The organism is Erythrobacter sp. S267 (genome assembly GCF_057365045.1).
In genome coordinates this window covers 1,692,691-1,715,667 of sequence record NZ_CP200298.1, presented here as the reverse complement: position 1 = coordinate 1,715,667, position 22,977 = coordinate 1,692,691, and the positions used below count along the sequence as shown (strand labels likewise).

Annotated in this window: 20 protein-coding genes and 2 tRNA genes; 4 read left to right on the top strand and 18 right to left on the bottom strand. The window is 60.3% G+C overall.

What is annotated here, in order from left to right; all coding sequences use genetic code 11:
- The 10 genes from AC0V6X_RS08035 to AC0V6X_RS07990 form a co-directional block, all read right to left on the bottom strand.
- Entirely contained in the window at window positions 1–1,500 is a 1,500-nt protein-coding gene (locus tag AC0V6X_RS08035) for a DUF1800 domain-containing protein (RefSeq protein ID WP_486184048.1), read from the bottom strand.
- 105 nt (window positions 1,501–1,605) lie between these two features.
- Window positions 1,606–1,887, bottom strand: a complete 282-nt coding sequence (locus AC0V6X_RS08030) for a hypothetical protein (protein ID WP_486184047.1) — start codon at window positions 1,885–1,887, stop codon at window positions 1,606–1,608.
- Window positions 1,884–2,324: a chemotaxis protein CheW gene (locus tag AC0V6X_RS08025; protein WP_486184046.1), complete on the bottom strand. Its 441-nt coding sequence runs from the start codon at window positions 2,322–2,324 to the stop codon at window positions 1,884–1,886. The genes AC0V6X_RS08030 and AC0V6X_RS08025 overlap by 4 nt, the downstream gene beginning before the upstream one ends.
- A 30-nt stretch (window positions 2,325–2,354) precedes the next feature.
- A complete protein-coding gene (locus AC0V6X_RS08020; RefSeq protein WP_486185540.1) occupies window positions 2,355–2,747 on the bottom strand; it encodes a response regulator in 393 nt (130 codons plus the stop codon).
- 39 nt (window positions 2,748–2,786) lie between these two features.
- Complete coding sequence (locus AC0V6X_RS08015) at window positions 2,787–3,335, bottom strand: chemotaxis protein CheD (protein WP_486184045.1); 549 nt, start codon at window positions 3,333–3,335, stop codon at window positions 2,787–2,789.
- Window position 3,336: 1 nt separating this feature from the next.
- On the bottom strand, window positions 3,337–4,458 hold the full coding sequence (locus AC0V6X_RS08010; protein WP_486184044.1) for a protein-glutamate methylesterase/protein-glutamine glutaminase: 1,122 nt from the start codon (window positions 4,456–4,458) through the stop codon (window positions 3,337–3,339).
- Window positions 4,455–5,348 carry a CheR family methyltransferase gene (locus tag AC0V6X_RS08005; RefSeq protein WP_486184043.1) on the bottom strand — a complete coding sequence of 298 codons (894 nt, stop codon included), beginning with the start codon at window positions 5,346–5,348 and terminating at the stop codon, window positions 4,455–4,457. Before AC0V6X_RS08005 ends, AC0V6X_RS08010 begins: the two co-directional genes overlap by 4 nt.
- Window positions 5,349–5,362: 14 nt before the next feature.
- Window positions 5,363–7,483 (bottom strand): chemotaxis protein CheA, encoded by a 2,121-nt coding sequence (locus AC0V6X_RS08000; protein WP_486184042.1) that lies wholly within the window; start codon window positions 7,481–7,483, stop codon window positions 5,363–5,365.
- Window positions 7,480–7,755 carry an STAS domain-containing protein gene (locus AC0V6X_RS07995; RefSeq protein ID WP_486184041.1) on the bottom strand — a complete coding sequence of 92 codons (276 nt, stop codon included), beginning with the start codon at window positions 7,753–7,755 and terminating at the stop codon, window positions 7,480–7,482. Before AC0V6X_RS07995 ends, AC0V6X_RS08000 begins: the two co-directional genes overlap by 4 nt.
- A 64-nt stretch (window positions 7,756–7,819) precedes the next feature.
- Window positions 7,820–9,718 carry a methyl-accepting chemotaxis protein gene (locus AC0V6X_RS07990; RefSeq protein ID WP_486184040.1) on the bottom strand — a complete coding sequence of 633 codons (1,899 nt, stop codon included), beginning with the start codon at window positions 9,716–9,718 and terminating at the stop codon, window positions 7,820–7,822.
- 227 nt (window positions 9,719–9,945) lie between these two features.
- On the opposite strand from AC0V6X_RS07990, the gene AC0V6X_RS07985 reads away from it, so the two are divergent.
- Together AC0V6X_RS07985 and AC0V6X_RS07980 are read left to right on the top strand one after the other, a co-directional pair.
- Window positions 9,946–11,007, top strand: coding sequence for a response regulator (locus AC0V6X_RS07985; RefSeq protein WP_486184039.1), 1,062 nt, complete (start codon window positions 9,946–9,948; stop codon window positions 11,005–11,007).
- 139 nt (window positions 11,008–11,146) lie between these two features.
- Window positions 11,147–11,827: an OmpW/AlkL family protein gene (locus tag AC0V6X_RS07980; protein WP_486184038.1), complete on the top strand. Its 681-nt coding sequence runs from the start codon at window positions 11,147–11,149 to the stop codon at window positions 11,825–11,827.
- A 67-nt stretch (window positions 11,828–11,894) separates the two neighbouring features.
- On the opposite strand, the gene AC0V6X_RS07975 is transcribed toward AC0V6X_RS07980, so the two are convergent.
- The 6 genes from AC0V6X_RS07975 to AC0V6X_RS07950 are packed head-to-tail and all read right to left on the bottom strand — an operon-like array spanning window position 11,895 to window position 19,309.
- Window positions 11,895–12,524: an isochorismatase family protein gene (locus AC0V6X_RS07975; RefSeq protein WP_486184037.1), complete on the bottom strand. Its 630-nt coding sequence runs from the start codon at window positions 12,522–12,524 to the stop codon at window positions 11,895–11,897.
- The gene (locus tag AC0V6X_RS07970; protein WP_486184036.1) at window positions 12,525–13,706 is read right to left on the bottom strand and encodes a CaiB/BaiF CoA transferase family protein; all 1,182 of its coding nucleotides are present in this window, start codon (window positions 13,704–13,706) and stop codon (window positions 12,525–12,527) included.
- Window positions 13,706–15,601, bottom strand: a complete 1,896-nt coding sequence (locus AC0V6X_RS07965; protein WP_486184035.1) for a hydantoinase B/oxoprolinase family protein — start codon at window positions 15,599–15,601, stop codon at window positions 13,706–13,708. The genes AC0V6X_RS07970 and AC0V6X_RS07965 overlap by 1 nt, the downstream gene beginning before the upstream one ends.
- Before the next feature lie 3 nt (window positions 15,602–15,604).
- Entirely contained in the window at window positions 15,605–17,662 is a 2,058-nt protein-coding gene (locus AC0V6X_RS07960) for a hydantoinase/oxoprolinase family protein (RefSeq protein WP_486184034.1), read from the bottom strand.
- Window positions 17,663–17,713: 51 nt separating this feature from the next.
- On the bottom strand, window positions 17,714–18,631 hold the full coding sequence (locus AC0V6X_RS07955; RefSeq protein ID WP_486184033.1) for a hydroxymethylglutaryl-CoA lyase: 918 nt from the start codon (window positions 18,629–18,631) through the stop codon (window positions 17,714–17,716).
- An 18-nt stretch (window positions 18,632–18,649) separates the two neighbouring features.
- On the bottom strand, window positions 18,650–19,309 hold the full coding sequence (locus tag AC0V6X_RS07950) for a GntR family transcriptional regulator (RefSeq protein WP_486184032.1): 660 nt from the start codon (window positions 19,307–19,309) through the stop codon (window positions 18,650–18,652).
- Window positions 19,310–19,522: 213 nt separating this feature from the next.
- Here AC0V6X_RS07950 and AC0V6X_RS07945 point away from each other — a divergent pair, with 213 nt between their 5' ends.
- Window positions 19,523–22,060, top strand: a complete 2,538-nt coding sequence (locus AC0V6X_RS07945) for a TonB-dependent receptor (RefSeq protein ID WP_486184031.1) — start codon at window positions 19,523–19,525, stop codon at window positions 22,058–22,060.
- Window positions 22,061–22,213: 153 nt separating this feature from the next.
- Window positions 22,214–22,693 (top strand): hypothetical protein, encoded by a 480-nt coding sequence (locus tag AC0V6X_RS07940; RefSeq protein WP_486184030.1) that lies wholly within the window; start codon window positions 22,214–22,216, stop codon window positions 22,691–22,693.
- 32 nt (window positions 22,694–22,725) lie between these two features.
- On the opposite strand, the gene AC0V6X_RS07935 is transcribed toward AC0V6X_RS07940, so the two are convergent.
- Together AC0V6X_RS07935 and AC0V6X_RS07930 are read right to left on the bottom strand one after the other, a co-directional pair.
- Window positions 22,726–22,802, bottom strand: a tRNA-Pro gene (locus AC0V6X_RS07935).
- A gap of 42 nt (window positions 22,803–22,844) precedes the next feature.
- Window positions 22,845–22,920: transfer RNA gene (locus AC0V6X_RS07930), tRNA-Ile, on the bottom strand.
- Window positions 22,921–22,977: the final 57 nt, after the last annotated feature.

The window sequence follows — 22,977 nt, the reverse complement described above, 5'->3', positions numbered from 1 at the left end:
TTACCTCCGCAGCATTTCAGGTGAGACGAGCAGCAGGCCTAGCGCTTGGCTGCCGCTTTCAGCGCGCGATAGCCAGGTGCTTGTGTGCTCTGACAAAGCGCCTCCAGGGAAGGCGGCCTCGGCGTGTTTCATGATGTCATCCACCGGCACTTCCCGCGCGATCCGCTCGGCGAGTTCGACCCGGCGGAACAGCGCATCGGGACCGGCCCAGCTGCCTTCCAGATCGTCATATCCCGCAGGGGAGGGCGCACGCCAGGGAAGCTGTCCGAGCTGATCGAGCCCTCCGCTAATCCGGCGCGAATTCAGGCTGTCGATCCCGGTCAGGCGCAGGACGGAGACGAGCCACTCAAACGGCTGGCGGTATTTGACCGGGCCTTCTGTCCAGACCTCCGGTGCGGCGATGAGGGTGCGCGATAGGCTGCCCAGATCGCCTCCGCTTTCGTTGAAGTCGGCCTCCAACCGCGCGACGAGGCTTTCGGGCGGCGTGTCTCCGGCAAAGTGGCGCGCCAGCTTGGTCGCGATGAAGCGCGCGGTTGCAGGGTGGGTCGCAAGGTCGTCCAGCACGGCGAGTGCCTGATCTGCGCCATTGTCGCGGTAGGCTTTGCCCATGATCCGCCGCGTGCCCGGCTCGTGAGCGGGGGTCGCAAAGGCGGCACCATTGGGCTTCGTTTCGCTAAACCGCGCGGTGCGTCGGATCCCGGCGATGGTCCAGCCGGTAAGCGCGCGCGCCAGCTCTGTCACGTCGCCTTGGGCATAGCCTCCATCGACGCCGACAGTGTGGAGTTCGAGAATTTCCCGCGCCAAGTTTTCATTCAGTCCCAATTCGGGCTCATTGCTGCCCCGGCGCGCTTGCTGCTGCGCGCGGCGCTGTTGGAAGCGCGAGTTGGGTCCAATGGATCGAAACTGATCGAGATAGAGCAGCATCGCAGGGTGCAGCACCGCCGCTTTCAACATGTCGGAAAACCTGCCCGTCACATGCGGGCGGATGGCGTGAAATTCGTGATTGGCGACGAGGTAGTGCGTTCCCGGCTTTTGCGCAGAGACGCTGAAATGGTTCGACCAGAAATGGACCAGCCGTTCCGCAAACGGCGTTTCGCTGGCAATGGTGAGGTTGGTGCGAAGGCCAATGTCGGCGCGCAAAGTCTCGCCTGCGCGGCGGTAGGATTGGCGCACTTCATCAGGCAAGCCGTTGAATGGGTCGGCCCGGTTCCGACCGCCCGATTGCTCCATCGCCTCCATGCCCGCCATATCGGCAGTACCCGCTTCGCTTTGACCCGCCACGCTTTGACGTTGTCGGCGCAAACGGCGCAGCATTTCCAAGATCTCGCCCGGCTTCTCAATCCCCGAACCACGCCCGCTCAGCGCCTCGGGCTGAGGGTCAAAGCGGTCGAGTTGGCGCAGCAGATAGGTTTCCGGATCAGCGGGCGCGCGCTCCCCCAGCTTTAGGCCATAGCCAAACCGGTTGAGCGCAATATGCGCGCCTAGACTTGAGTGTCCCATTCAATCACTCCTCGTGAGGGCATGAGGAGGAAGGTGCACGCAGCTCAGCGCAAAGTCACGTCGCTCTGCGTCGCAAATTGTCGCAAAAGTACCCCAAGCATCCCATCAAGTGACGGCGCGCAGATGCTCCTTGAGATCAGCAAGTCTAACCTGATCAATCGCCGTAAACGGGTTGTCTGCGTTCAGGATGAAAGCGATCTGCTCAAGATATTGTGCGAGCTTGTCGATGGTTTGCAAGCTGGTCAGGTGACGCTGGACGATGACCGGATCAGCGCACAGATCAGCGCCCAAGCCTTCGATCTGGACCGACATTGCGGTCAACAGATTTGCGATGGCTTCGTCCAATCCGACCTTTTCGTCCGTTGGAAAGGATTGGAATTCGATCACGCGGCAAGGTCCAACTCATCTGCTGCCATCAGTTTCTTGAGGTCGAGCACCATGACCATCTGATCATCAAGCGGGGCGATGCCTTCAAGAAAATGCGACACTGAATCCTCTGCCGCTGAATCGGGTTGCTGCATCGTTTCAGCTTCAATCGAGACGATGTCATTGACGTCATGGGCGATCAGGCCACGCGTTTGGCCTTCGACTTCTACAACGACAATGGGGTTACGCGGAGTGGCCTCAGTTGCGGGCCAGCCGAGCCGGACAGACAGGTCGATCACCGGCAGCACAGTGCCGCGCAGATTGACGACACCGGATACATAGTCCGGCACACGCGGCAAGCGAGTAACCGGCGACCAGGCGCGGATTTCGCGGATCGTCATAATGTCGATGCCGAACAATTGGTTGGCGATGCCAAAGGTGATCAGTTCGTAACGCATGGGGGCAGGGTCCTTGATCGGGTCGCAGGTCTAGTGAGTCACGCGGCGCAAAGCCGTCGTCAGCTTTTCCGCATCGAATGGTTTGACGATCCAGCCGGTCGCGCCGGCATTGCGCGCGCGCGCCTTTTTCTCGTCCGAGCTTTCCGTGGTCAGCACCAAGATCGGGCGGTCGGCGTGGAGCGCGGTGGTGCGCAGCTTCTCGATCAAGCCAAAGCCATCCAGGCGGGGCATGTTGATATCGGTGATGACCACATCGACTTCATTCGCGGCAAGCCATTCCAGCGCCTCTTGCCCGTCTTCAGCCTGTTCGACCTTGAACCCATTGGAAGTGAGTGCGGCGCGCAAAAGGGCGCGCATGCTGGCGCTGTCATCGACTGTAAGGACGCTGATGGCGCGCTCATTGTTCTCGCTAGCGCTGACCATGGCGGGATTTTCTGGCGGCATGTGCTGTTCCTTTGCGAGTTAGAATAGTTCGACAGCCCCAAGGTCGCCTGAAGAGGAACCCCGTGGTTTGTCCTTAGGTGTGGGTGGCGGAGCGCTGGGCGCTTCGGTGGTCGAAACCTGCCGCGCTCTAACGCGACCGTTTGCCGGGCAGAACTCAACCCTGCGCGCGACATCGCCTTCAAGATCTTCGTGGACCGTCTCGATCCCTTCATCTTTCAGGAACTTACGCGCAAAGGCCGCATTGCCCGATCCAATGGGGCCAAGGCTGGCGGTGATATTCGCGCCGCCATAGACACGCGCCTTCATGTTGCGTTTCTGCGCGCCCAGCTTGATCATCTCGTTGATCAGCAGCTCCATCAGGAACAATCCATAGGACCGGTCGAATTTGATCTCAGACGCTTCATCAAGCGGCTTTGCGAGCAAGAAGTGGTTCATCCCGCCCACCTTGGCGACGGGGTCATACAGGCAGGTCGAGATGCAGCTGCCCAGGACCGTCGACATCACAACGTCGGGGTCTGTGCTCGCTTTGGCTTCGCCTTGCATGACGGTGACTCTTTTGGTCGTCATCTTATGCGCCCATCCTTTGTTTGGTGTCGAAGCTGTGGCCTGATTGTGAAGCGGGCGATCCGAACACCGCGCTCGCAATTTTGTCGAGCGGAAGAACTTCGCGCGCGCCGCCCAAGGCAATGGCAGCGCGGGGCATGCCAAAGACGACGCAGCTGGCCTCGTCCTGTGCAATGGTCCGCGATCCGGTCTGCGCCATGGACAACAGCTCTTTCGCGCCATCCTGACCCATGCCGGTGAGCAGAATGCCAAGCGCTTTGTCGCCGGCGACTTGCGCGACCGATTGGAACAGGCGGTCAACGCTGGGGCGATGGCCACAGACCTTGTCCTCTGCCCGCAAGACCATGCGCCAGCCGCGGGTTCCGGCATTGGCGAGCATCAAGTGCTTTTCATCACCCGGCGCGAGCCAGACTTTGCCGCGTTCCAGCATGATATCGCTATCCGCCAGCTCAACCTTGGGCGCCGCAATCGCATCGAGGCTTTGGACGATAGCTCCGGCGAAATGGGCATTGACGTGCTGGACGATCAGTGTGGGCGGACAATCGGCTGGGAACCCAGCGAGGAGAGTGTGGAGCGCTTCAACACCGCCAGTGGACGAACCCACCGCAATCAATTCCGGCGCAGCATTGTTGACGGGCGGCAACCCCGCCCGCCCGCCTGCATTGTCGCAAGGTCGCGGCGAAGGGGGTGGTATAGGCACGTTTTGCGAAGGGGCGTTTGGCTGGCGAAACTTTACCGTAGATGCCTCGCGCACCAGCCGGGCAAGCTCGCCTGTATCGTTGGTTGGCTCGGCAATATTCAGCATCGACTTGGCGAAACAATTGACCGCGCCAATCTGCAGCGCTCTTGCGGTTGCAGCTGCGCCGTCATGCGTGGCTCCGGACACGATGATGACCGGCGTCGGGCGCAAGGCCATGATCTTTTCCAGGAACGACAGCCCGTCCATGCCCGGCATTTCGATGTCGAGCGTAACGACATCGGGATTGAGCTGTTTGATCATCCCGCGTGCTTCCATCGCGTCGCAGGCTGTGCCTACCACTTCGATGTCGACTTCTGCGCTCAGCCTCTGCTGGAGGACTTTGCGCATCAGCGAAGAATCGTCGACCACAACGACCCGAATAGTCATTGCGCTCTCCTGCGGTAGATGGTTGCGCCGACAGGTTCGAGCAGCGCACTTGCTTCGCCTGAGACCCGCTCTGAATGGCCGATATAAAGATGCCCGCCTGGTTTGAGCTGACGCGCGAAGTTCAGCACCAGCCCTTCCTTGGTCGGCCCGTCGAAATAGATCATCACATTGCGGCAGAAGATCACGTCGAACTGGTTGGTGAAGGGCCATGGTCTCAACAGATTGAGCTGGCGATAGCGCAGCATCTGAGTGATCTCTGGACTGATGGCGAGTTCGGGAATGCCGTTCTCGGTGTAGGGCTCGCACCAGTTTTCGCGCAGCTTAGCCGGCATTTTGGAGAGCGCCTCTTCAGGATAGACCGCGCGCTTTGCACCCGCGACGGCATGTTCGGCGAGGTCGCTGGCCAGAACCAGAAATCCGCCGCTGCGTGCGATCTGAACGCCAGCGCGCCGGTCGTGCCCCAGCAAGACCATCATCAGGGTGTAGATCTCTTCTCCGCTGGAACAGCCCGCTGACCAGATGCGCACCGGATTAGCTGAGCTGGCCCGCGCGATCAGGTCGCCGCGCAACGTGCTCTCGAAATGCTCGAAATGGTGCGGTTCGCGGTTGAAATAGGTGTGGTTGGTGGTCAACGACGCGATAGTCTTGGTCCGTGCGAGAGTGTCAGTCTCGATCATTGCCAGATAGTCAGAGAAGGTCTGCATTCCGCTTTCGCGGACCAAAGGTGCGATCCGCGAATAGGCCAGCATCCTCTTCTTGTCGTTGAGCACAATGCCTGCTTCTGCGTGCAGCAATTCAGAGATGCGCTGAAAATCGCGCGCGCCATAGACCTGCGGGCTGACGCCGGGGATGAAGGTTTCGTCGGCGTGGGTTTGGGCAGGGAGGTTCATTGTCTACCGCTCCCTCAAGCCGCCAGGGCCAAAGAGGCCGGGGCAACAACAGACTGCACGATAAAGTCGACATCGACGATCAACGCCACTTGCCCATTGCCCAAGATCGTCGCGCCAGCAACGCTGTCGACTGAGCGATAATGGGCATCCAGGCTCTTGATCACGAATTGACGCTGATCCGTGATCGCATCAACCAGCAAAGCGGCCTGTCCGTGGCTTTCGGTCTCGACCAGGACCAGTACGCCTTGTGTCGCATCCTCAATCGGGTCGCTCGCTCCGGTCATCTTGCCAAGCGAGATCACGGGCACAAATCTCCCGCGCACATTCAGCATGGTGCGATCCGTACCGAGGCCTTTGAGATCACCTTCGCCCGGACGCAGGCTTTCGATCACATGGGTAAGCGGGATGACCAAAGACTGGTCCCCCGTCTGGACGATCATCCCGTCAGAAATTGCCAGCGTCAGCGGCAATGCGAGGATAAAGGTTGTACCCACTCCCGGTGTGGATTCGATACTGATGCGTCCGCCCAGATCACGGACATTGGACTTCACCACATCCATCCCGACACCGCGGCCAGAGACGCTGGTGACAGCGGCGGCGGTGGAGAAGCCGGGGGCAAAGATCAGCTGGTTGATCTCATCATCGCTAAGGTTCGCGTCCTGGCTGACAATGCCGTTGGCGATAGCCTTTTCGAGCACGCGTTCACGGTTGATCCCTGCGCCGTCATCGCTGATCTTGATCACGATCCGCCCCGCCTTTTGCTCAGCAGAGAGGGACAGCGTGCCTTCCGGGTCCTTGCCCGCTTTGGTGCGCTCCTCCGGGCCTTCAATCCCGTGATCGACCGCGTTGCGGATCAGGTGGGTCATCGGCTCGGAAAGGCGTTCAATGACGGTCTTGTCGAGCTCGGTCGTCTCGCCTTCGACCACCAGTTTCACATTCTTGCCGGTGTTCCCTGCAAGCTCGCGCAGCAGACGCGGGACACGGCCAAAGACCGAACTGATCGGCTGGGCGCGAAAGGCCATGGCGTGCTCTTGAATGTCACGCACCAGGGTTTCGAGCATCGCCAGCTCTTCGATATGGGCGAAGTTTTCGTTTTCCAGCCGCTGAGCGAGCATTGCCTGCGCGATCACCAGCTCACCCACACCGTCGATCAAGCTATCCAGCTTTGACAGGTCAATCCGCACGCTTTGCGAGGCGGAAGAGCGGGAGGAAGACCCAGCCGCCGTTGCTGCTACGGGAGCGGGAGCAGGTTTGGAATTGTCCGCAGTTTTGGCCGGCTCCGGGGTCGAAGCTGAAGGTGTTTTTGACGGCTCTTCAGGCGTGGCGAGCTTGGCTTCCGGCATTGGTTCGTCTGCGCCAAAGGCCAGGCCGCAATCTTCGCCGACAAAATCGAAAATTTCCTCGACTTCCGAGCGGTCGACTGAGCCGGGCATGGTGAAAGTCCAGCCAAAATAGCCTTCATCGACCGACATCTGATCGACCGGAGGCAGTGCGCTGAGATCAATCAGCTCGCATGTGCCGCCCAGTCGCTCAAGCTCGCGCAGCCAAAGCAAAGGCTCCCCACCATTGTCCATCGCACCGGCATGGGGGCGGATGTGAACTTGCCAGGATGGTGACGCAGGCTCTGCCGCAGCCCCAGGGATGTCAGCGGAAAGCTCATCGAGAAGGGCGTCAAGATCATCGCCCAGGTCAGGCGGCAGGTCTGCATCCGCAGCGGGCGCAGCTTCACTTTCACCAGCGCCAGCGTCCAAGCCTGCACCGCCAGCGCGCGCGGCTTCCAACTGCTCCATCAGAGCGGCATCATCGGGTGCAGCGCCCCCGCTGCGAGCCGCTTCGACATGATCACGCAGCAAGTCGCAGGCGCGCAGCAACAGGTCGACCAGTGCAGGTTCCAGCTCCACCTGGCCTTCGCGAATTTCACCCAGCAGATTCTCAAAGCAATGGGTGTAAGAGGCAAGCGCCGAATGACCAAACGCGCCCGCACCGCCTTTGATCGAATGCACGCCGCGAAAGATCGCGTTGATCGTTTCGTCGTCATGCGTACCGGCCTTGCACGCATCAAGCCCGTCTTCGGTCGCTTCAAGCGCCTCTTCGCATTCGACGAAGAAAATCTGCTGGATGTCGTCTTCGTTCATTGCGCGGGTTCCTCATTGATCTCTGCCGCCAAAGCTTCGGTGAGCCCGGCCAAACGCACCGCCTCAGTCAGCGGACCGCTGGGAGAGTGCAGTGTGATGCCGCCCTCGGTCCGCGATGCTGCGACCAGCAATTGCAGCATGGCCTGGCCCGCTTTTTCGACTTTGCTTGCATCAATCGGCAGGGGCGCTGGGCCGATCGCATCGCGCAGTTCGGGGAACAGCTCTCTTGCTGCGGCGCGATCACAAACCGCTGGCAGGGTCATTGTAGTCATTGATATTCCTCGGTATTTGAGGATGATGGACGGCAGGCGGCGGAGGCGGGCTAGGGCGCTGACCCTAGAACTCGCTCCAATCCTGATCGTCGAAGTCGAGCGCGCTATCCTCTTTCAACGCCAGATTGCCTGACGTGGGGAGCGGCGCTGCTTGTACTGCTGATCCGCCAGCCGGGCTTGTCTGCTTGGGCTTTGGCAAAGCAGGCGTCGTTGGCGCGGGTGCTGAGATCGGAGCGGGTACGGCCGGAGTGCTGACGCTTCCACCATCAGTGCGGAACTGCGTCACCATCCGTTCCAGACGCGTCGCTTCTTCAGACAGCGAGCGGGCGGCGGCCGTGGTCTCTTCAACCATCGCTGCGTTGCGCTGAGTCATCTGATCCATCGTGGTGACGGAGGTGTTGACTTGTTCCAGATTGGACGCCTGCTCGACGGCCATTGAGGCGATTTCGTCGACCTCGGCGGTGACGGAACCGATCTGTTCAACGATCGCTTCGAGCAGCGTGCCGGTCTCGCCAACCAGCGTCACCCCTTCGCCGACATGCGCGGTCGAAGTAGAGATCAACTGCTTGATATCGCGCGCGGCCTCGGCACTGCGCTGGGCAAGAGCGCGCACTTCGTTGGCGACCACGGCGAAGCCCTTGCCAGCATCGCCAGCGCGAGCAGCCTCCACCCCGGCATTGAGCGCGAGGAGGTTGGTCTGGAACGCGATCCCGTCGATCACGTCGATGATCTGCGTGATTTCTGACGAGGAGCTTTCAATCGACGCCATTGCGTCAACCGCGCGCTTCACGACTTCGCCGCCATCGGAGGCCTGACGGTGGGTGCTGAGCATCGAGCTTTGCGCGTTCTTAGCATTGTCCGCTGATTTGCGCACCAGTTCGGTCACCTGGCTCATCGAACCAGCGGTTTCCTCAAGGCTGGCCGCTTGCTGTTCGTTTCGGGTCGCCAGATCATCCGATGCCGCGCGGATTTCGTCCGATCCCTGGCTGACGCTGCTCGCCGAGGCGCGAACATCGCGGATCATGCCCGAAAGACGCTGGACGGACTCATTGTAGATGTGACGGACCTTGTCGTTCTCACCTGGCATCGGCTTGTCGATCCGATAGGAGAGATCGCCATCGGCCAGTTTCTGGAGCGCGGTGTTGAGCGATTCGACCACCTCCTTTTGCTCCTCAGAGCGCTCGTGATCGGCGTAAAGCGCCTTGCGGAAAGTCTCGATCGAACGGGTCATATCGCCGATTTCGTCGCTGCGATGATTGGTCGTTCGGCCCGCTTCAAGGTCGCCGGCGGCCAAGCGTTTCATCGTTTCTGTCGTGTTGCTGAGCGGGGCCAGGACCTTGCGTGCGACAAAGAAGTACGCGCCAACCAAGGTCGCTATGACAAATAGACTGAACGCGACTGTGGTAAGGATGTCAAACCAAACGGTCACCTCTGTTTCGTCGGCGACCTGTTGCTGTTTTACCGCTGTCATCTCCACCAATTCGTCGATTGCAGCTCGGTGGGCACGGTACAATGCAAGCGTTTTGTCCGCCGCAGCCTCAACAGCTTCGCGATCACCACGTTTCGCTGCCGGCATCAGTTCGGTCTCTACAACGCGCCAGAATTCGGCGGCATCGGTGTTAACCGTCGCTGCAAGACCGGCCTTCAACTCAGGATCAAGGTCAGACGCGGCCCAATGGTCAGCCCTTTCGCGCCACGCGGCTTTGGCGTCCGCAAGCCGCGCCTCGTTGATATCATAAGACTCCGGATGGATGACCACGATATTCGAAAGGGTAAAGGCCTCAACCAGATAGGAGGGCGGCGGAAGGATGTCCGCGTTGAAATCCGAGAAATCCCTATCCACTTTGTAAAGTGGTCCACCAAGTTTTACTTGATTGACGTTGTGATAGGTCAACGCAGTGGCGAGGATCATGAGGAGGGTGAGGGCGATCGCCCCCACTTTAAAAAGACGCGCAATAGACATGAGCGGAAAACCCTTCATTACGAGCGCAAGAGCGCAAATCACTGCCCGTTGAAGTAGCCCCCCAGAGTGAAAAACCCTTTCGGCCGCGCCTAAGCGCAAGCGCGTAAGAGGGCGCACAGCAAATGTTCGAAGGATTGGCGCTACGACCTGTGCAGCCCGCAAAGTGGTGCGCAAAACAATCGCGCCCGGTGGGCCTAGTTTACCACCCCACGGGACACTAATAAGCTATGGCCGATACACGAGTGATGGTTGTCGACGATTCCGCCGCGATGCGAGCGCTGTTTTGCGGAATTCTCGAAAATGCAAAGGGCGTTGAGGTGTGCGGCGTTGCCAATGATGCAGCCGATGCGCGCGCGAAAATGCCCGATTGCCGCCCGGATGTCCTGACCCTCGATGTAGAAATGCCCGGCATGAGCGGCATGGATTTCCTCAAGGAGATCATGGAAGAGCGGCCCATGCCCGTCATCATGCTCTCCAGCATCGCTCAAGCCGGATCAGGCGTCGCGAAGCAGGCGATGGAATTGGGCGCGGTGCACTGCTTCCCCAAACCGCTCCATTCGAGCCAGGAAGAGTTTGACGCGACGGTCCAGAAGCTCGGCGATATTGTGATCCGCGCGCATAATGGCACATTGGCAGAGCTTGCTGAGAATGATGATGAGCCCGCGTCCGAGGCGGCGCCAGCAGCGCCGGAAGCGGACCCCTTTGCGGATTACCAATCCGATGGGAGCCTAGTGGTCCTCGCCTGCGGCAAAGCGGGGCTCGATTCCGCCATGGATATGGCCGCTTCCTTCCCCGCCAGCTGCCCGCCCACAGTGATTGTGGTCGATGACGATCCGATTGTGGTCGAAGCAGCGATCACCGAAACCTGCACCAAAGCGGCCTGCAATATTGTTGCTGCCAGCGACGGCGTAGAGCTGACCCCCGGCACCGTCGTCGTTGCATTCGACCGCGTGGCCCATGTCATCGTCGAAGGCGGACCGCCGCCGCGCCTGCGCTGCGTTGCGCGGGACCCTGTGGGTGGAATTCGCCCCAGCGCCGACCTCCTGTTCGGCTCAATTGCCCGTGCACGTTTAACCGCGACCGGGGGCCTGCTGCCCGGCACAGGCAATGACGGGGCCAAGGGCTTGCAAATCTTGATGCAAACGGGCGGCAAAGCTTTCGTCGAAACGCCTTCCGGCGACGCGCCCGCGGACCGGGCCAATGCAGCGCAAGCTCTGGGCGTTGCGGCGGAGGCTCTAGCAAGTGACGCGATTGCGGCTTGGGTGCTCGGGCAGACCAATTCCGGCTGAAGTCACACAGACTGATCCTAAAATCCGCTGCCTAGCATAGGCCAGCAGGCCTGCCGCTCAGCCGATGCTCCCGGTTCGCGCAGCCTCCAAATGCTCCGCAACGCTTTCCCCTTTTCAAAGCGATAACTTGAGGAACATGATGATGAAGACGAAACTTCTTTTGCTCGCCGCTGCTGCTGGCGGTTTGGTCACGGCAACCCCCGCAATGGCGCAGGATCGCGCGGGCGACATTCAGGTCAAAGTGCTGGCCACGGCTGTCCTTCCCGATGGCGGGATCGAGCGGGTGAATGTCGACGAGATCGGACTGCCTGCTGGCACCGACACCGCCGCCAACGATAATGTCGTGCCGACCCTTGCGGTCGAGTATTTCGTGAGCGACAATTTCTCGATCGAGACCATCGCTGGCACCACGCAGCACGATGTCGATGCGGTCTCCGGCCTGCCCGCCGGCACCGAAGTCGTTTCCGACGCGCTGCTGCTGCCTGCAACCTTCACCGGCAAGCTGCACTTCGATGCTGGCGGCGTGAAGCCCTATGTCGGTGCAGGCGCGGCCTATTTCATGTGGCTGAGCGATGAGAGCGGCGCGGGAACGGTGCCTCTCGGCGCGACCGATAGCGACCTTTCCGATGAGTTCGGCTTTGTCCTGCAAGCGGGTGTTGACGTGCCGCTGAACGATAACGGCTTTGGCCTGACGCTGGATGCGAAGCGCTACTTCATCGACACCACTCTGCAGGTTCGCGCTGGCGACACTCTGGTGCTTGAAACCGAGCACAGCCTCGACCCATGGGTGCTGAGCGCCGGGGTCAGCTTCACCTTCTAAACGCGTATTCCCCACTTACGCAGGGGCGCGGCTCTCACTTTGATGGGGGCCGCGCTTTGCGTTTGGGTCAGGTGCGAGCGGGAAGGACGCCGGTATCGAGCATCGCGGGGACATCGCCCGTGTCGACAATCTCCGAATATTTCGCGCCCAGATCGCGCAGGTTTGACCCGTGGAGCTCTTCGTTCCGGTCGGCGCAGGCGTCGCGCACGGTCATCGGGATGAACCCATATTGCAGCGCGTCCAGAGCGCTCGCCCGGACGCAGCCTGAGGTGGAAAAGCCGGTGATGTAGAGCGTGTCGATGCCGCGCTCTTTGAGCCAGACATCTAGCTGCGTGCCGAAGAATGCAGATGGGTATTGTTTGAGGAAGACGGGATCTGTGTCGCTTGGCGTCAATGTGTCGGGGAAGCTTCCGGCCTCCGTCTCTCCGACGAACAGCTCCAGCGCGGGCACCTTCTGGAAGAAATATCCGCCATCCGCGCCGCCTTCCTGGTAGCGCACGCCAGTCCAGATCACAGGCAGGTCGCGGGCACGAAACTCCGCAACCAGCTCCGCCATCCGCGCAACCGCCGCCGCGCCGGAGTCGAGGTGGAGCGGAGAGCCCTCCTCAACATAGGCGCGCACTGGATCGACCAGCAGGAGCGCAGGCGATGTGCCGGGGGAGAGGTGTCCGGCGAAAGCGCCCTTCCAGCTTGGCATTTAGATCGCTCCGGCTTCTGACAGCTGAGCCAGCTCTGCGTCGCCAAAGCCCAGCACTTCGCTCAGCACCTCGCCATTGTGCATGCCGGGCTCTGCCGGGGCAGGGCGGCGCACGCCGGAGGGGGTGGCGGAGAGTTTGGGGAAGGCGTTCTGCATTTTGAGCTTGCCGCGCTTTGCGGTCTCAACCTCGATGATGGCTTCACGCGCCTGAAAATGCGGATCGGCGATCATATCGGGCGCGCGATAGACGCGGCCTGCGGGGATCGAATGTTCGATCATTGCCGCTTCAACCTCATCCACCGTCAGCGTGCCGGTCCAGGCGTTGACCTTGTCGTCCAGCTCCGTCTGGTTGATGCCGCGCGCGATGTGCGTGGCGTAGCGTTCGTCACTGGCGAGTTCTGGCTCTCCCATCGCTTCGGCAAGGCGCGCAAAGATCTCATCCTTGTTCGCGCCGATCATGAAGTGGCCGTCCTTGCACTGATAGACGTTGCTGGGAGCAATGCCGGGCAGGATCGAACCGGATCGTTCGCGGATGAAGCCGTTGTGATCATATTCGGGGACCAGCCCCTCCATCACTTGCAAAACGGCTTCGTAAAGCGCGGTGTCAACGACCTGACCTTCGCCCGTCTTTTCGCGGTGGTGGAGCGCGGCGAGGACACCCATACAGCCATAGCTCGCGCAAAGCGTATCGCCGATGGAGACACCCATGCGAGCCGGAGGCCTGTCGGGATCACCCACGACATAGCGCCAGCCGCCCATCGCCTCTCCGATACCGCCGAAACCGGCTCGATTGGAGTAGGGGCCGTCCTGACCATAGCCGGACATCCGTGCGATGATCAGACCGGGGTTCTCCGCGAGCAGGCTGTCGGGCGAGAGACCCCATTTCTCCAGCGTGCCGGGCTTGAAATTCTCGATCAGCACATCCGCCTTGGCGATCAGCTGACGCGCCAGAGCCTGACCTTCGGGAATGCGCAGATTGCAGGTGACGGAGCGCTTGTTGCGGCCGATCACCTCCCATTGCACCTTTTCTTCGCCCTGACCCCACAGGCGCATGGGATCGCCTTTTCCGGGAGGCTCGAGCTTGATTACATCAGCGCCCATGTCACCAAGCAATTGGCCGCAGAAGGGACCAGCAAGCAGCTGGCCCATCTCGACCACGCGAATGTCGTTGAGAGCGCCCATTACTCGGCTGCCTCCTGCATTTCTGAGGTGTGCCATTGCGGCTGCTTCGGCGCGGGCAGGCCGGTTTCTTCGAGGCAATTGGCGCGAAGTTCCTCGATGCCGGGGCCGTAATCGAACAGCGGCAGATCGCCGCGCGAGGCTTTGATCTCGGTCCGCAGCTTTTCGGTTGCGGCTGTGTCGATCACGCCTTTGTCATCCGCGACTACGCCATAGGCTTTCGCGCCCTCCGGCGTCACAAGACCCTGCCGGATTTCGAGGCCCACGATCTCCGGATCACGCTCCAGCGGGTCGCCCCAGCCGCCGCCGCCCCAGGTGATGAAGTGGAGGAGGTCGCCCGCCTTTACTTCAACATCCTCGATCTTGTTGCCGACGATCTCGGTCGAGCCATCTGCACGCTCCAGAACCTTCTTGGCGCGCATTCCCGGATGGCCTCCGTTCACGCCCCAAGGCGGCACGAACCAGCGGTCATCGTGGATCGCAATCGCACCGTCGGAGAGGAAGCGATAGGTCATATGGATGCCGTTGCCGCCACGGTGCAGGCCTGCGCCGCCACTGTCAGGCTCGGTCGAGTAACGCTCGATCCGCAGTGGGAAATAGCGTTCCAGAAACTCGTTCGGCACATTGGTGAAGCCCGGCCACAGCGAGTGCCCGTCCGGGCCATCGCCAAGCGGACGCCCTGGAATGCCGCCAAAGCCGATCTGGAACAGCTGATACCATTCGCGGCTTTTGCCGCCTCGCTCATCCCAGCCTGAATAGAACAGGTGGGGGGAGGAACTGAAGCCCGCTGCGTTCAGGAACTCCGGCGTGCCTTGACCCAGCAGACCGCCCAGAATGTCGAAGATCCGACCCAGCGCGTGGGTCCGGCCCGATAGAGCGGCTGGGAATTCGGGTTTGAGCAAGGAGCCTTCGGGAATGCGGACTTCGATCAGGTCATAGAAGCCATCATTGAACATGATCTGCGGGTCGAAGACCATGATCATGTAGATGCCAAAGAACATCTTGAACATGTTCTCATTGAGGTAGAAATTGATCGAGGCAGCCGACTGCGGATCGGTCCCGTCAAAGTCGAGAATGACCTTCTCGCCCTCGCGCCGCATGGTGCATTTGATTTTGTAGGGGCCAAAGCCCTTGCCATCGTCGCAGATGTAATCCTCGAAGCTCTTGGGCTCCTCGGACACCGCCATGCCAATCAGCGCCTTCATCGCGCGGTGATTGCGGTCGAGCAGTTCCTGCGTTGCGGAGTAGTAGACATCGTCGCCAAAACGCTCGGCCATTTCGACCACGCGGTTCGCAGCCACACGGCAGCTGGCGATGAGCGCGTTGAGGTCAGCCTGACACCAATCGGGCTTGCGCGTCTGGTGCATGACGAGCTTCATCAGGTCGTCATTATACTCGCCCTTCTTCCAGATCTTCACCGGAGGAATGCGCACGCCTTCCTCAAAGATACTGGAGGCTCCAATCGGCATGGAGCCGGGGACCATGCCGCCAATGTCGGACTGGTGGCCGAACATCGAGGTGTAGGCGATCACCCTGCCATCCTTGAACACTGGCAGCAGTACCAGCCAATCGTTGGAGTGGCTGATCGCGCCTTCGACCGAGTAAGGATCGGAAAGGAAGATCATATCGCCTTCCTCAACCGTGCCGTCATATCCGTCGAGGAATGGGCCGATATAGCTGCCAAACTGGCCGACAATCATCTTGCCCGAGTGGTCGGCGATCAGCGGGAAGGCATCGCCTTGCTCACGAATGCCGGGGGACATTGCGGTGCGCACCAAAGTCGCGTCCATTTCAATCCGGGCATTGCGCAGGGCGTTCTCGATAATGTCGAGCGTAACCGGGTCGATAGCGACGCGTTCAAACGGGGTTTGGTTCGTTTCAATGATCTGTGCAGGCATGGTTTAGCCCTCCTGATCTGGATTGATGAGGATGTTGCCGACCGCGTCGATAGTCGCGGTGCAGGCTGCTTCGACGAGCGTGGTCGAGTCCATTTCCGTGATGATAGCGGGGCCGGGGATCACGTCTCCCTGGCGCAGTTTGGAGCGGTCATAGATCACCGCAGCCATCTCTTTCCCGTCCATCCAGACCGTGTGGTCGCGGATCTTGGCAGCGGATGGATCGCCATCGCCTTTAGGCAGCTCATTGGCGGGAAGGGCCGGGGCCTCTCCCAGAGCAACCGCGCGCAGGTTCACGATCTCATGCGGGGTATCCATGTTGAAGGTGAAGAGGCGGAGGTGCTCCTCATCGAACCGCGCCAGAATGCCCTCGATCCCGTCCGCGTCCAGCACGGCCTTGTCGATTGTGAGTGGCACTTCAAAGGCTTGTCCGGCATAGCGGACATCGACTTCGAACTGGGTGGTGATGGATGCTTCGGGTACGCCGTCAGCGGTCAGCTCACCCTTGGTCTGGGCGGCCATTTCGTCGAGCACGGTGACGAGGTCGGCAACGGAGGTGTCCTTGGCCAGCTTCGAGAAGCTGCGCGCTGTCTCGGTCCGCATCTGCGTCGTCGCATCGCCCAGCGCGCAAAGCACACCGGGTGAGACGGGAGAGACAGCGGGCCAGGAACCCATCAGCTTGGCCACCGCGTTGACATGGAGCGGACCTGCTCCGCCAAAGCCCATCAGCGCAAACTCGCGCGGATCGTAGCCTTGCTGAACTGAGATCATGCGCAGCGCACCGAACATGTTCTCGTTCACAATGTCGATGATGCCGCGTGCGGCTTCCATCAGGCTCACACCCAGCGCATCGGCAATGGTCTGCACCGCAGCCTTCGCGCCTTCGCGGTCGAGCTTGAACGAGCCGCCGAGCAAGTCTTCCGGCAGATAGCCGAGCACGACATTGGCGTCTGTCACGGTCGGCAGTTCGCCGCCCTTATTGTAGGCGACAGGCCCGGGAACAGCGCCCGCGCTCTCCGGCCCAACTCGCAGAGCGCCGGTCAACTCAGGCACGTGCGCGATGGAGCCACCGCCGGCGCCCACGGTTTTCACGTCGAGCGCCGAGGCGCGGACGGACAAGTGCCCGACTTCGGTAGTGCGCACACGGCGAGCTTCCAGCCCTTCGATCAGCGCGACGTCGGTGGAGGTGCCTCCGACATCCAGCGTCAGGATGTTCGACAGCCCTGCATTCTTGCCGACCCATTTCGCGCCCGTGACCCCGCCGGCAGGGCCGGACATGAGGATGTTGACGGGATGCTCTTCGGCCTTGTGGCTGCTCATCAAGCCGCCATCGGAACGCAGCAGCGAGAGCTTGCCGCCGAGCCCTTCGGCTTCGAGTTTGCCGCGCAGGTTGGAGACATATTTGCTCACCACCGGGCGAACCGCCGCATTAGCGACGGTCGAGAGGGTGCGCTCATATTCCTGCATCTCGGGCAGCACTTCGTGGCTGAGCGAGACGGGAATGCCGGGCAGCTCCTCTGCTGCAATCTCGCCAATACGGGCTTCATGCGCGCCGTTGACGTAAGCGTTGATGAGGCTGACGGTGAGCGCTTCGATCCCTTGCGACTTTAGCTGCTGTAGCGCGGCTCGCACGGCGTCTTCATCCAGCGGGCGTACTTCATTCCCATCGGCGTCCATCCGGCCCGGCACTTCGAGGGTGTCTTCGAGATGGGCAAGCGGCTGAGGCTTGGGCCAGACGATCCACGCGGCAAGACCGCCGGGCACAAAGCTGCGCGCGATCTGCATGACGTCGCGGTAGCCTTCGGTCGTTATCAGGCCCACCTTGGCCCCTTTGCCTTCCAGCACCGCATTGGTCGCCACGGTCGTCCCGTGGAGGAAGTAGCTGATTTCGCTCGCCGAAACGCCCGCTTCCTGAGTGATCGCCTTGACCCCGTTGAGGATACCCTCAGAGCTGTCATGCGGGGTGGAGGGGGTCTTGTGCCGCCAAAAACGGCCATTGGCCTCGTCGAACAGCAAGAGGTCGGTGAACGTACCGCCGACATCAACGCCCAATCTGTAAGTCATAAATTCTCCCGCTGGGATCTGGTTGAGAGAGTGGTTGGAAAGTGCCCCTGCTCAAGCCGCCTTGGCGACCAGAGAGGGAAGCTCACGCCCGAGGACGCTTGCAAAGGAATGGTTGGCCGCGATGGCTGCCTTAAGGTCGATGCCGGTCGAAACGCCCGATTGCTCCATCATGTAGATCAGCTCTTCGGTCGCGATATTGCCGGTCGCTTTGGGCGCGAAGGGGCATCCGCCAAGCCCGCCGAGCGAGGCGTCAAAGGTCCGCACACCCGCCTGATAGGCCGCCCAGGCATTGGCGATGCCGGTGCCGCGCGTGTTGTGGAAGTGGCAGCGCATCGGGATTTTGCCGCCGAGCAATTCGCCGAGCTTGCCGAACAGATCGGTGGCTTGGGCGGGCGTTCCGACCCCGATTGTATCAGCTAAAGCGATTTCGGCTGGCTCTTCTGCGGCGAGTTCCTCTGCAATGGCGAGGACCGTTTCGGGCTTCACTTCGCCTTCGAACGGGCAGCCGAACGCAGCGCTGATGGTGACTTGCGCAGAAAGGCCTTCCGACTTGGCAAAGCGGATCATGGCGCGGTTTTCTTCGACGCCTTCTGAAATGGTCTGCCCCTGGTTCTTCATGCCGAAAGTGTCGCTCGCCACGATTACGCAGCCGGCTTGGTCGATCCCGCGTTTCCCGCCTTCACGGGTCGCGAGGCCGCGCATGATGCCGCGCTTGTTCAGGGTGAGGCCGATATAAGTGACGTTGGCGATGTCGGGCAGGCCCGCAATCACGTCCTCCGCATCTGCCATTTGTGGCACGCGTTTGGGATGGACGAAGCTCGCCACTTCGAGCCGCCGCGCGCCATAGCCGAGCATGTCGTTGATCAGCGTCAGCTTATCCTGCGTCGAGACAATATCAGGCTCGTTCTGCAAGCCATCACGCGGGCCAACTTCGACGAGTTCAATTTCTTGGGAACCTTCTGTATACATTTTCGTTTTCGCGTTCCCTTAGGCTGCATCCTTGGAGAGGCCCTGATGGGCATCGGCATAAGCATGAAAGGCGCGGCGAATATGCCCCGCCATGATCGCCTCTGCCCATGGACCATCCTTGCGCGCAAAGGCAGCGAGAAGATCCTCATGTTCACTGTGCGATGAACTGAAGGCGTCGGGCCCATAGTGTTGCGCGGTGCGCCACACCACTGGCTGTTCGATTAGCGCGGTAAGCAGGTTGGTTAGGCGCCGCGAATCCGCTGCTTCCAAGATAAGCGCGTGAAAGTTTCTGTTGTGCTCAAGGAACTTGCGAACATTGACCGTGCTGCCACTTACGGCATCGAAAAGCGCGGAATTCTCGGCTTTCAGGCGGGCCAGAGTGGCGCTGTCCATGCGTTCTGCGGCGCGGCGAGCAGCGTAACCTTCCATCATGGCGCGAAGCTCAAACGCATCGGCGACATCGCCTAGTGACCAGTCGGCAACAAAGCTTCGCTGCGAATCGTTTTTGCGCACCAACAGCTCTGCTTCAAGACGCCGCAGAGCATCACGAACGGGCGTGCGCGACACCCCGCAACGCTCCGCTAACGCTTCCTCGCTCAGCTGCTCTCCGGGGGAGAGCTCGCCCGAAAGCACCATTGCGCGGATCGTTTCGTAGGCAAGGTCTGACGCTTTTGCCACACTTGCTCCCAAAGTGGTTGGAGAGGTTGACTTGGCTCAATTGTATACAATAAGACGCGGCCAACGCAACCGGTTCAATCAGGAAACCTATTGGCCCGGCCAGCGTTATAAAATTGCGGGGCAAGATGGGCTGGGATCTTACCTGGAAGCTACGCAACCTGTTTCTTCAGGCTCCCTTGCGGGGCCTCCTTTCCTGTTCGGGGAGAACATTTAATGCGTAATCTCAAAACCTTCCTGGCCGCTGGCGTCGCGTGTGGAGCGGTTCTTCCGCTGACCCCGGCACTCGCGCAAGATGCGGATACCGGCGCCGAAGCGGCGTCCGAGGATAATGCGATCATCGTCACCGCGCGCCGGCAGAGTGAGCGTTTGCAGGACGTGCCCGCATCGGTTTCCGTGATCACTGCGGATACAATTGCGCGCACAGGCTCAGTCAATTCGGAAGATTTCGTTGCGCTGACCCCCGGCGTCACCATTGTGACCGGCACAGCTGAGGCGGGCGACACGCAGATCAACATTCGCGGTATTAACGGCGCGCGCGATGCGGAAAGCTCGGTCGCGCTTGTGGTCGATGGCATCCTCAAAACCAACACCGCGCAATTGAACCAACCGCAGGGCACTCTGCGTCAGGTTGAGCTGCTCAAGGGTCCGCAAGGCGCGCTCTATGGTCGCAATGCAGCGGCCGGCGCGATTGTGATCTCGACGCTGGAGCCGGGGGACTTCCTCGAAGGGGGCATCCGCGCCTCTTACGCTAATGAGCAGACGATTGAGGCCACCGGTCACATCGCCGGGCCTCTCAGCGACAATCTGGGCTTCGTCCTCTCGGGCTATTACCGCACCACGGATGGTTTCTTCCGCAACGTATTCCTCGACGAAAAGAACGTCGATGACCAAGAGGTCTGGTCGGTTGATGGCCGGATCATGGCGGACCTTGGCCCGGATACAGAGATCGACGTCAAAGCGCGCTATTCAGAGCTGCGTGGCGCCTCGATCAACTTCAACGCCTCGTTCCATCTGCCCGGTTTTGCCGCATTTAACCCGGCTTTTAACGAGGACGTGAACGACCACCCGTTCAATTATTACGGCAATATCGACCCGCAGAACAATCAGGACACGTTCGATATCTCAGCCAAGATCGACCACGATTTTGGCGGGGCGACGCTGACCGCATGGGCGCTGTATTCTGATGTCGATCAGAGCCTGGTTGCGGACGGAACCTCGGCTGACTTTGCGCGCTACATACCATTCCCTGCGCCCACTGCGACGGCGGGCGAAGTCGCGGGCGCGTGTTTTGCCTCAACCGCAGAGCTTACCGGCTTCCCGGTCAACCAACCCGGCTTCATCGGCACGGTCCCGGTGCCGTTCCTGTTCGATCCCGCCAACGGTTCGACCTTTGGCCCCTACAGCCCGACCACTTGCGACGGCACACAGTTCCAGTCGCGTGAACAGAGCGATATTAGCGGTGAGATCCGCCTGTCCTCGAACGGCGACGGGCCGCTTAGCTGGCAGCTTGGCGTCTACTATCTCAACCTTGAACGTGAGACCGGCGTGAGCCTGGGCGCGGATCTGGGGCAGGGCTTTATCCCGCAGCTGTTCAATGGCCCGGATACGATCAACCCGACCTCGCTGCTGCTCGCCGACAGTTTCGACACCAGCGTCTATGCCGCCTTCGGTAATGCGGAGTACGATTTCGGCAATGTCACCGCCGGTCTTGCGCTGCGTTATGACATTGAGGATCGCTCGACAGAATCGCTTGTCCCGACGGCGACCGATCCAATCACCGGCGGCCCGATCAATCCGGGGCAGGCCTTCGGCACGCTCGATCCGGCGGACGCGACCTTTAAGCAGCTCCAGCCCAAGCTTTCCTTGAGCTGGCAGCCGAGCGAAGACATCAACGTCTACGCCAACTGGGGCATCGGCTTTAAGTCGGGCGGCTTCAACAATCAGGGCAGCCAGGCGATCATTGATGCAAACTTCAATGACGGCGTGACGCCCGGTACGATCAACGCCAATGTCACGATCCTTGACCAATATGACAAGGAAGTCTCCAGCGCGTTCGAAGTCGGCGTGAAGGGCAGCTTCGCAGGTGGCTCGATCACCTATGACCTTGCGGGCTACTACACCGAAATCGACGACATGCAGTTCTTCGAGTTCTTTGTGGGCAGCTTTGGTCTGCTGCGAGTGGTCTCGAACATTGATGAGGTCGAGGTCATGGGCGCGGAGGTCAACCTGACCGCTGAAGTCGTCGATGGCTGGACCTTCTTCGGCTCGGCCAACGTCACCGACAGTGAGATCAAGGCCAACTCATCGCGCCCCTATACGGTCGGCAACAAGTCGCCTTACACAGCCGATTACACGCTCAATTTCGGGACGGAGATCGACACGCCGATGAGCGACAATGTCGATCTGATCATGCGCGCAGATTACCGCATCACGGGTCCGACCGTGTTCCACTCCGTGCAGGACCAGACGCGTCCGACTTTGTTCACCGGCCTCATCCCGATCAGTCAGGTGAACTTCCTGCCTGCGGAGACGGGCGACGCGAACTTCTCGGTCGCAGAGCGTGACGCGTTTGGCGTTCTGAACATCCGCGCAGGCGTTGAGATCGGCAATTTCAGCATCTTCGCTTTTGGCGAGAACGTGCTGGGCGAGGAATATATCAACGAAGCGATCCCCGCGATCGAGTTCGGCGGTTCCTTCATCTCCCCCGGTGCGCGCCGTCTCTACGGCGTCGAAGTCGGCATGAAGTTCTAAGCATTAAGAGGCTCCACAAAGAGCCCTTCGCGGTCGCGCGACAACCGAAAGAGCCATCAGCGAGGGGTCGCTGATGGCTCTTTCAAATTTGGGGTCTCTTGTTCAAATTGAAGGTTCGATTAGAAAACAAAGCAGGCCAAAAGCGAGGTGACTATGGGTTGGTTGGGCAAACTGTTCTTGATAAACATCGCGATAATTGCCGTGACAACCAGCGCCTTGGCGCAGTCAAGATATGAAGTCTCCATCTCCCGCGAGGAGCAAAACCTTTACTCCGTGAACCTTCAGCCTTTCTGGGTGAAAACGCGGTATTGCTATGAGTTTGCCTATTTTGAAGACGCGATCCTGAGCAATTTTGAGATAATTTTTCTTGATTCGGGTTCAAAGTGCGACGTTGAACAAGTTTACCAAGAGATTTCGCCGGCCCGCGGCAATTATGAGCTAACTGTCACCGTTGAGGAGCAGTCGTACTCCACACTCAACGGTTTCCTTCTTATCACACCGACTTGCTACGAGTATGTCTACTATGAGGATGCCATATTCAGATCGAATGGATATGGCGGAGGGACGCTGATCTTTCTCGAAAGCGGAGAAACTTGCCGGGTCGAGAAGGTCTTGTCAGAGACACGGTTATGATGGTGCAATTACAATCTTCGCTCTGATTGAAATGGTCGGGGAGAGAGGATTCGAACCTCCGACCCCCTGTACCCAAAACAGGTGCGCTACCTGGCTGCGCCACTCCCCGACATTTCAATCTCGCGCTCTCGCCACCTCACCGACAAGGGTTTGGTGGGCCCGGCAGGATTCGAACCCGCGACCTAGCCGTTATGAGCGGCCAGCTCTAACCGCTGAGCTACAGGCCCGTACCCGATGCTCCCGAACCAATGTCCGGGCGAATGCGCGAAAGGGGCCTCTACAGC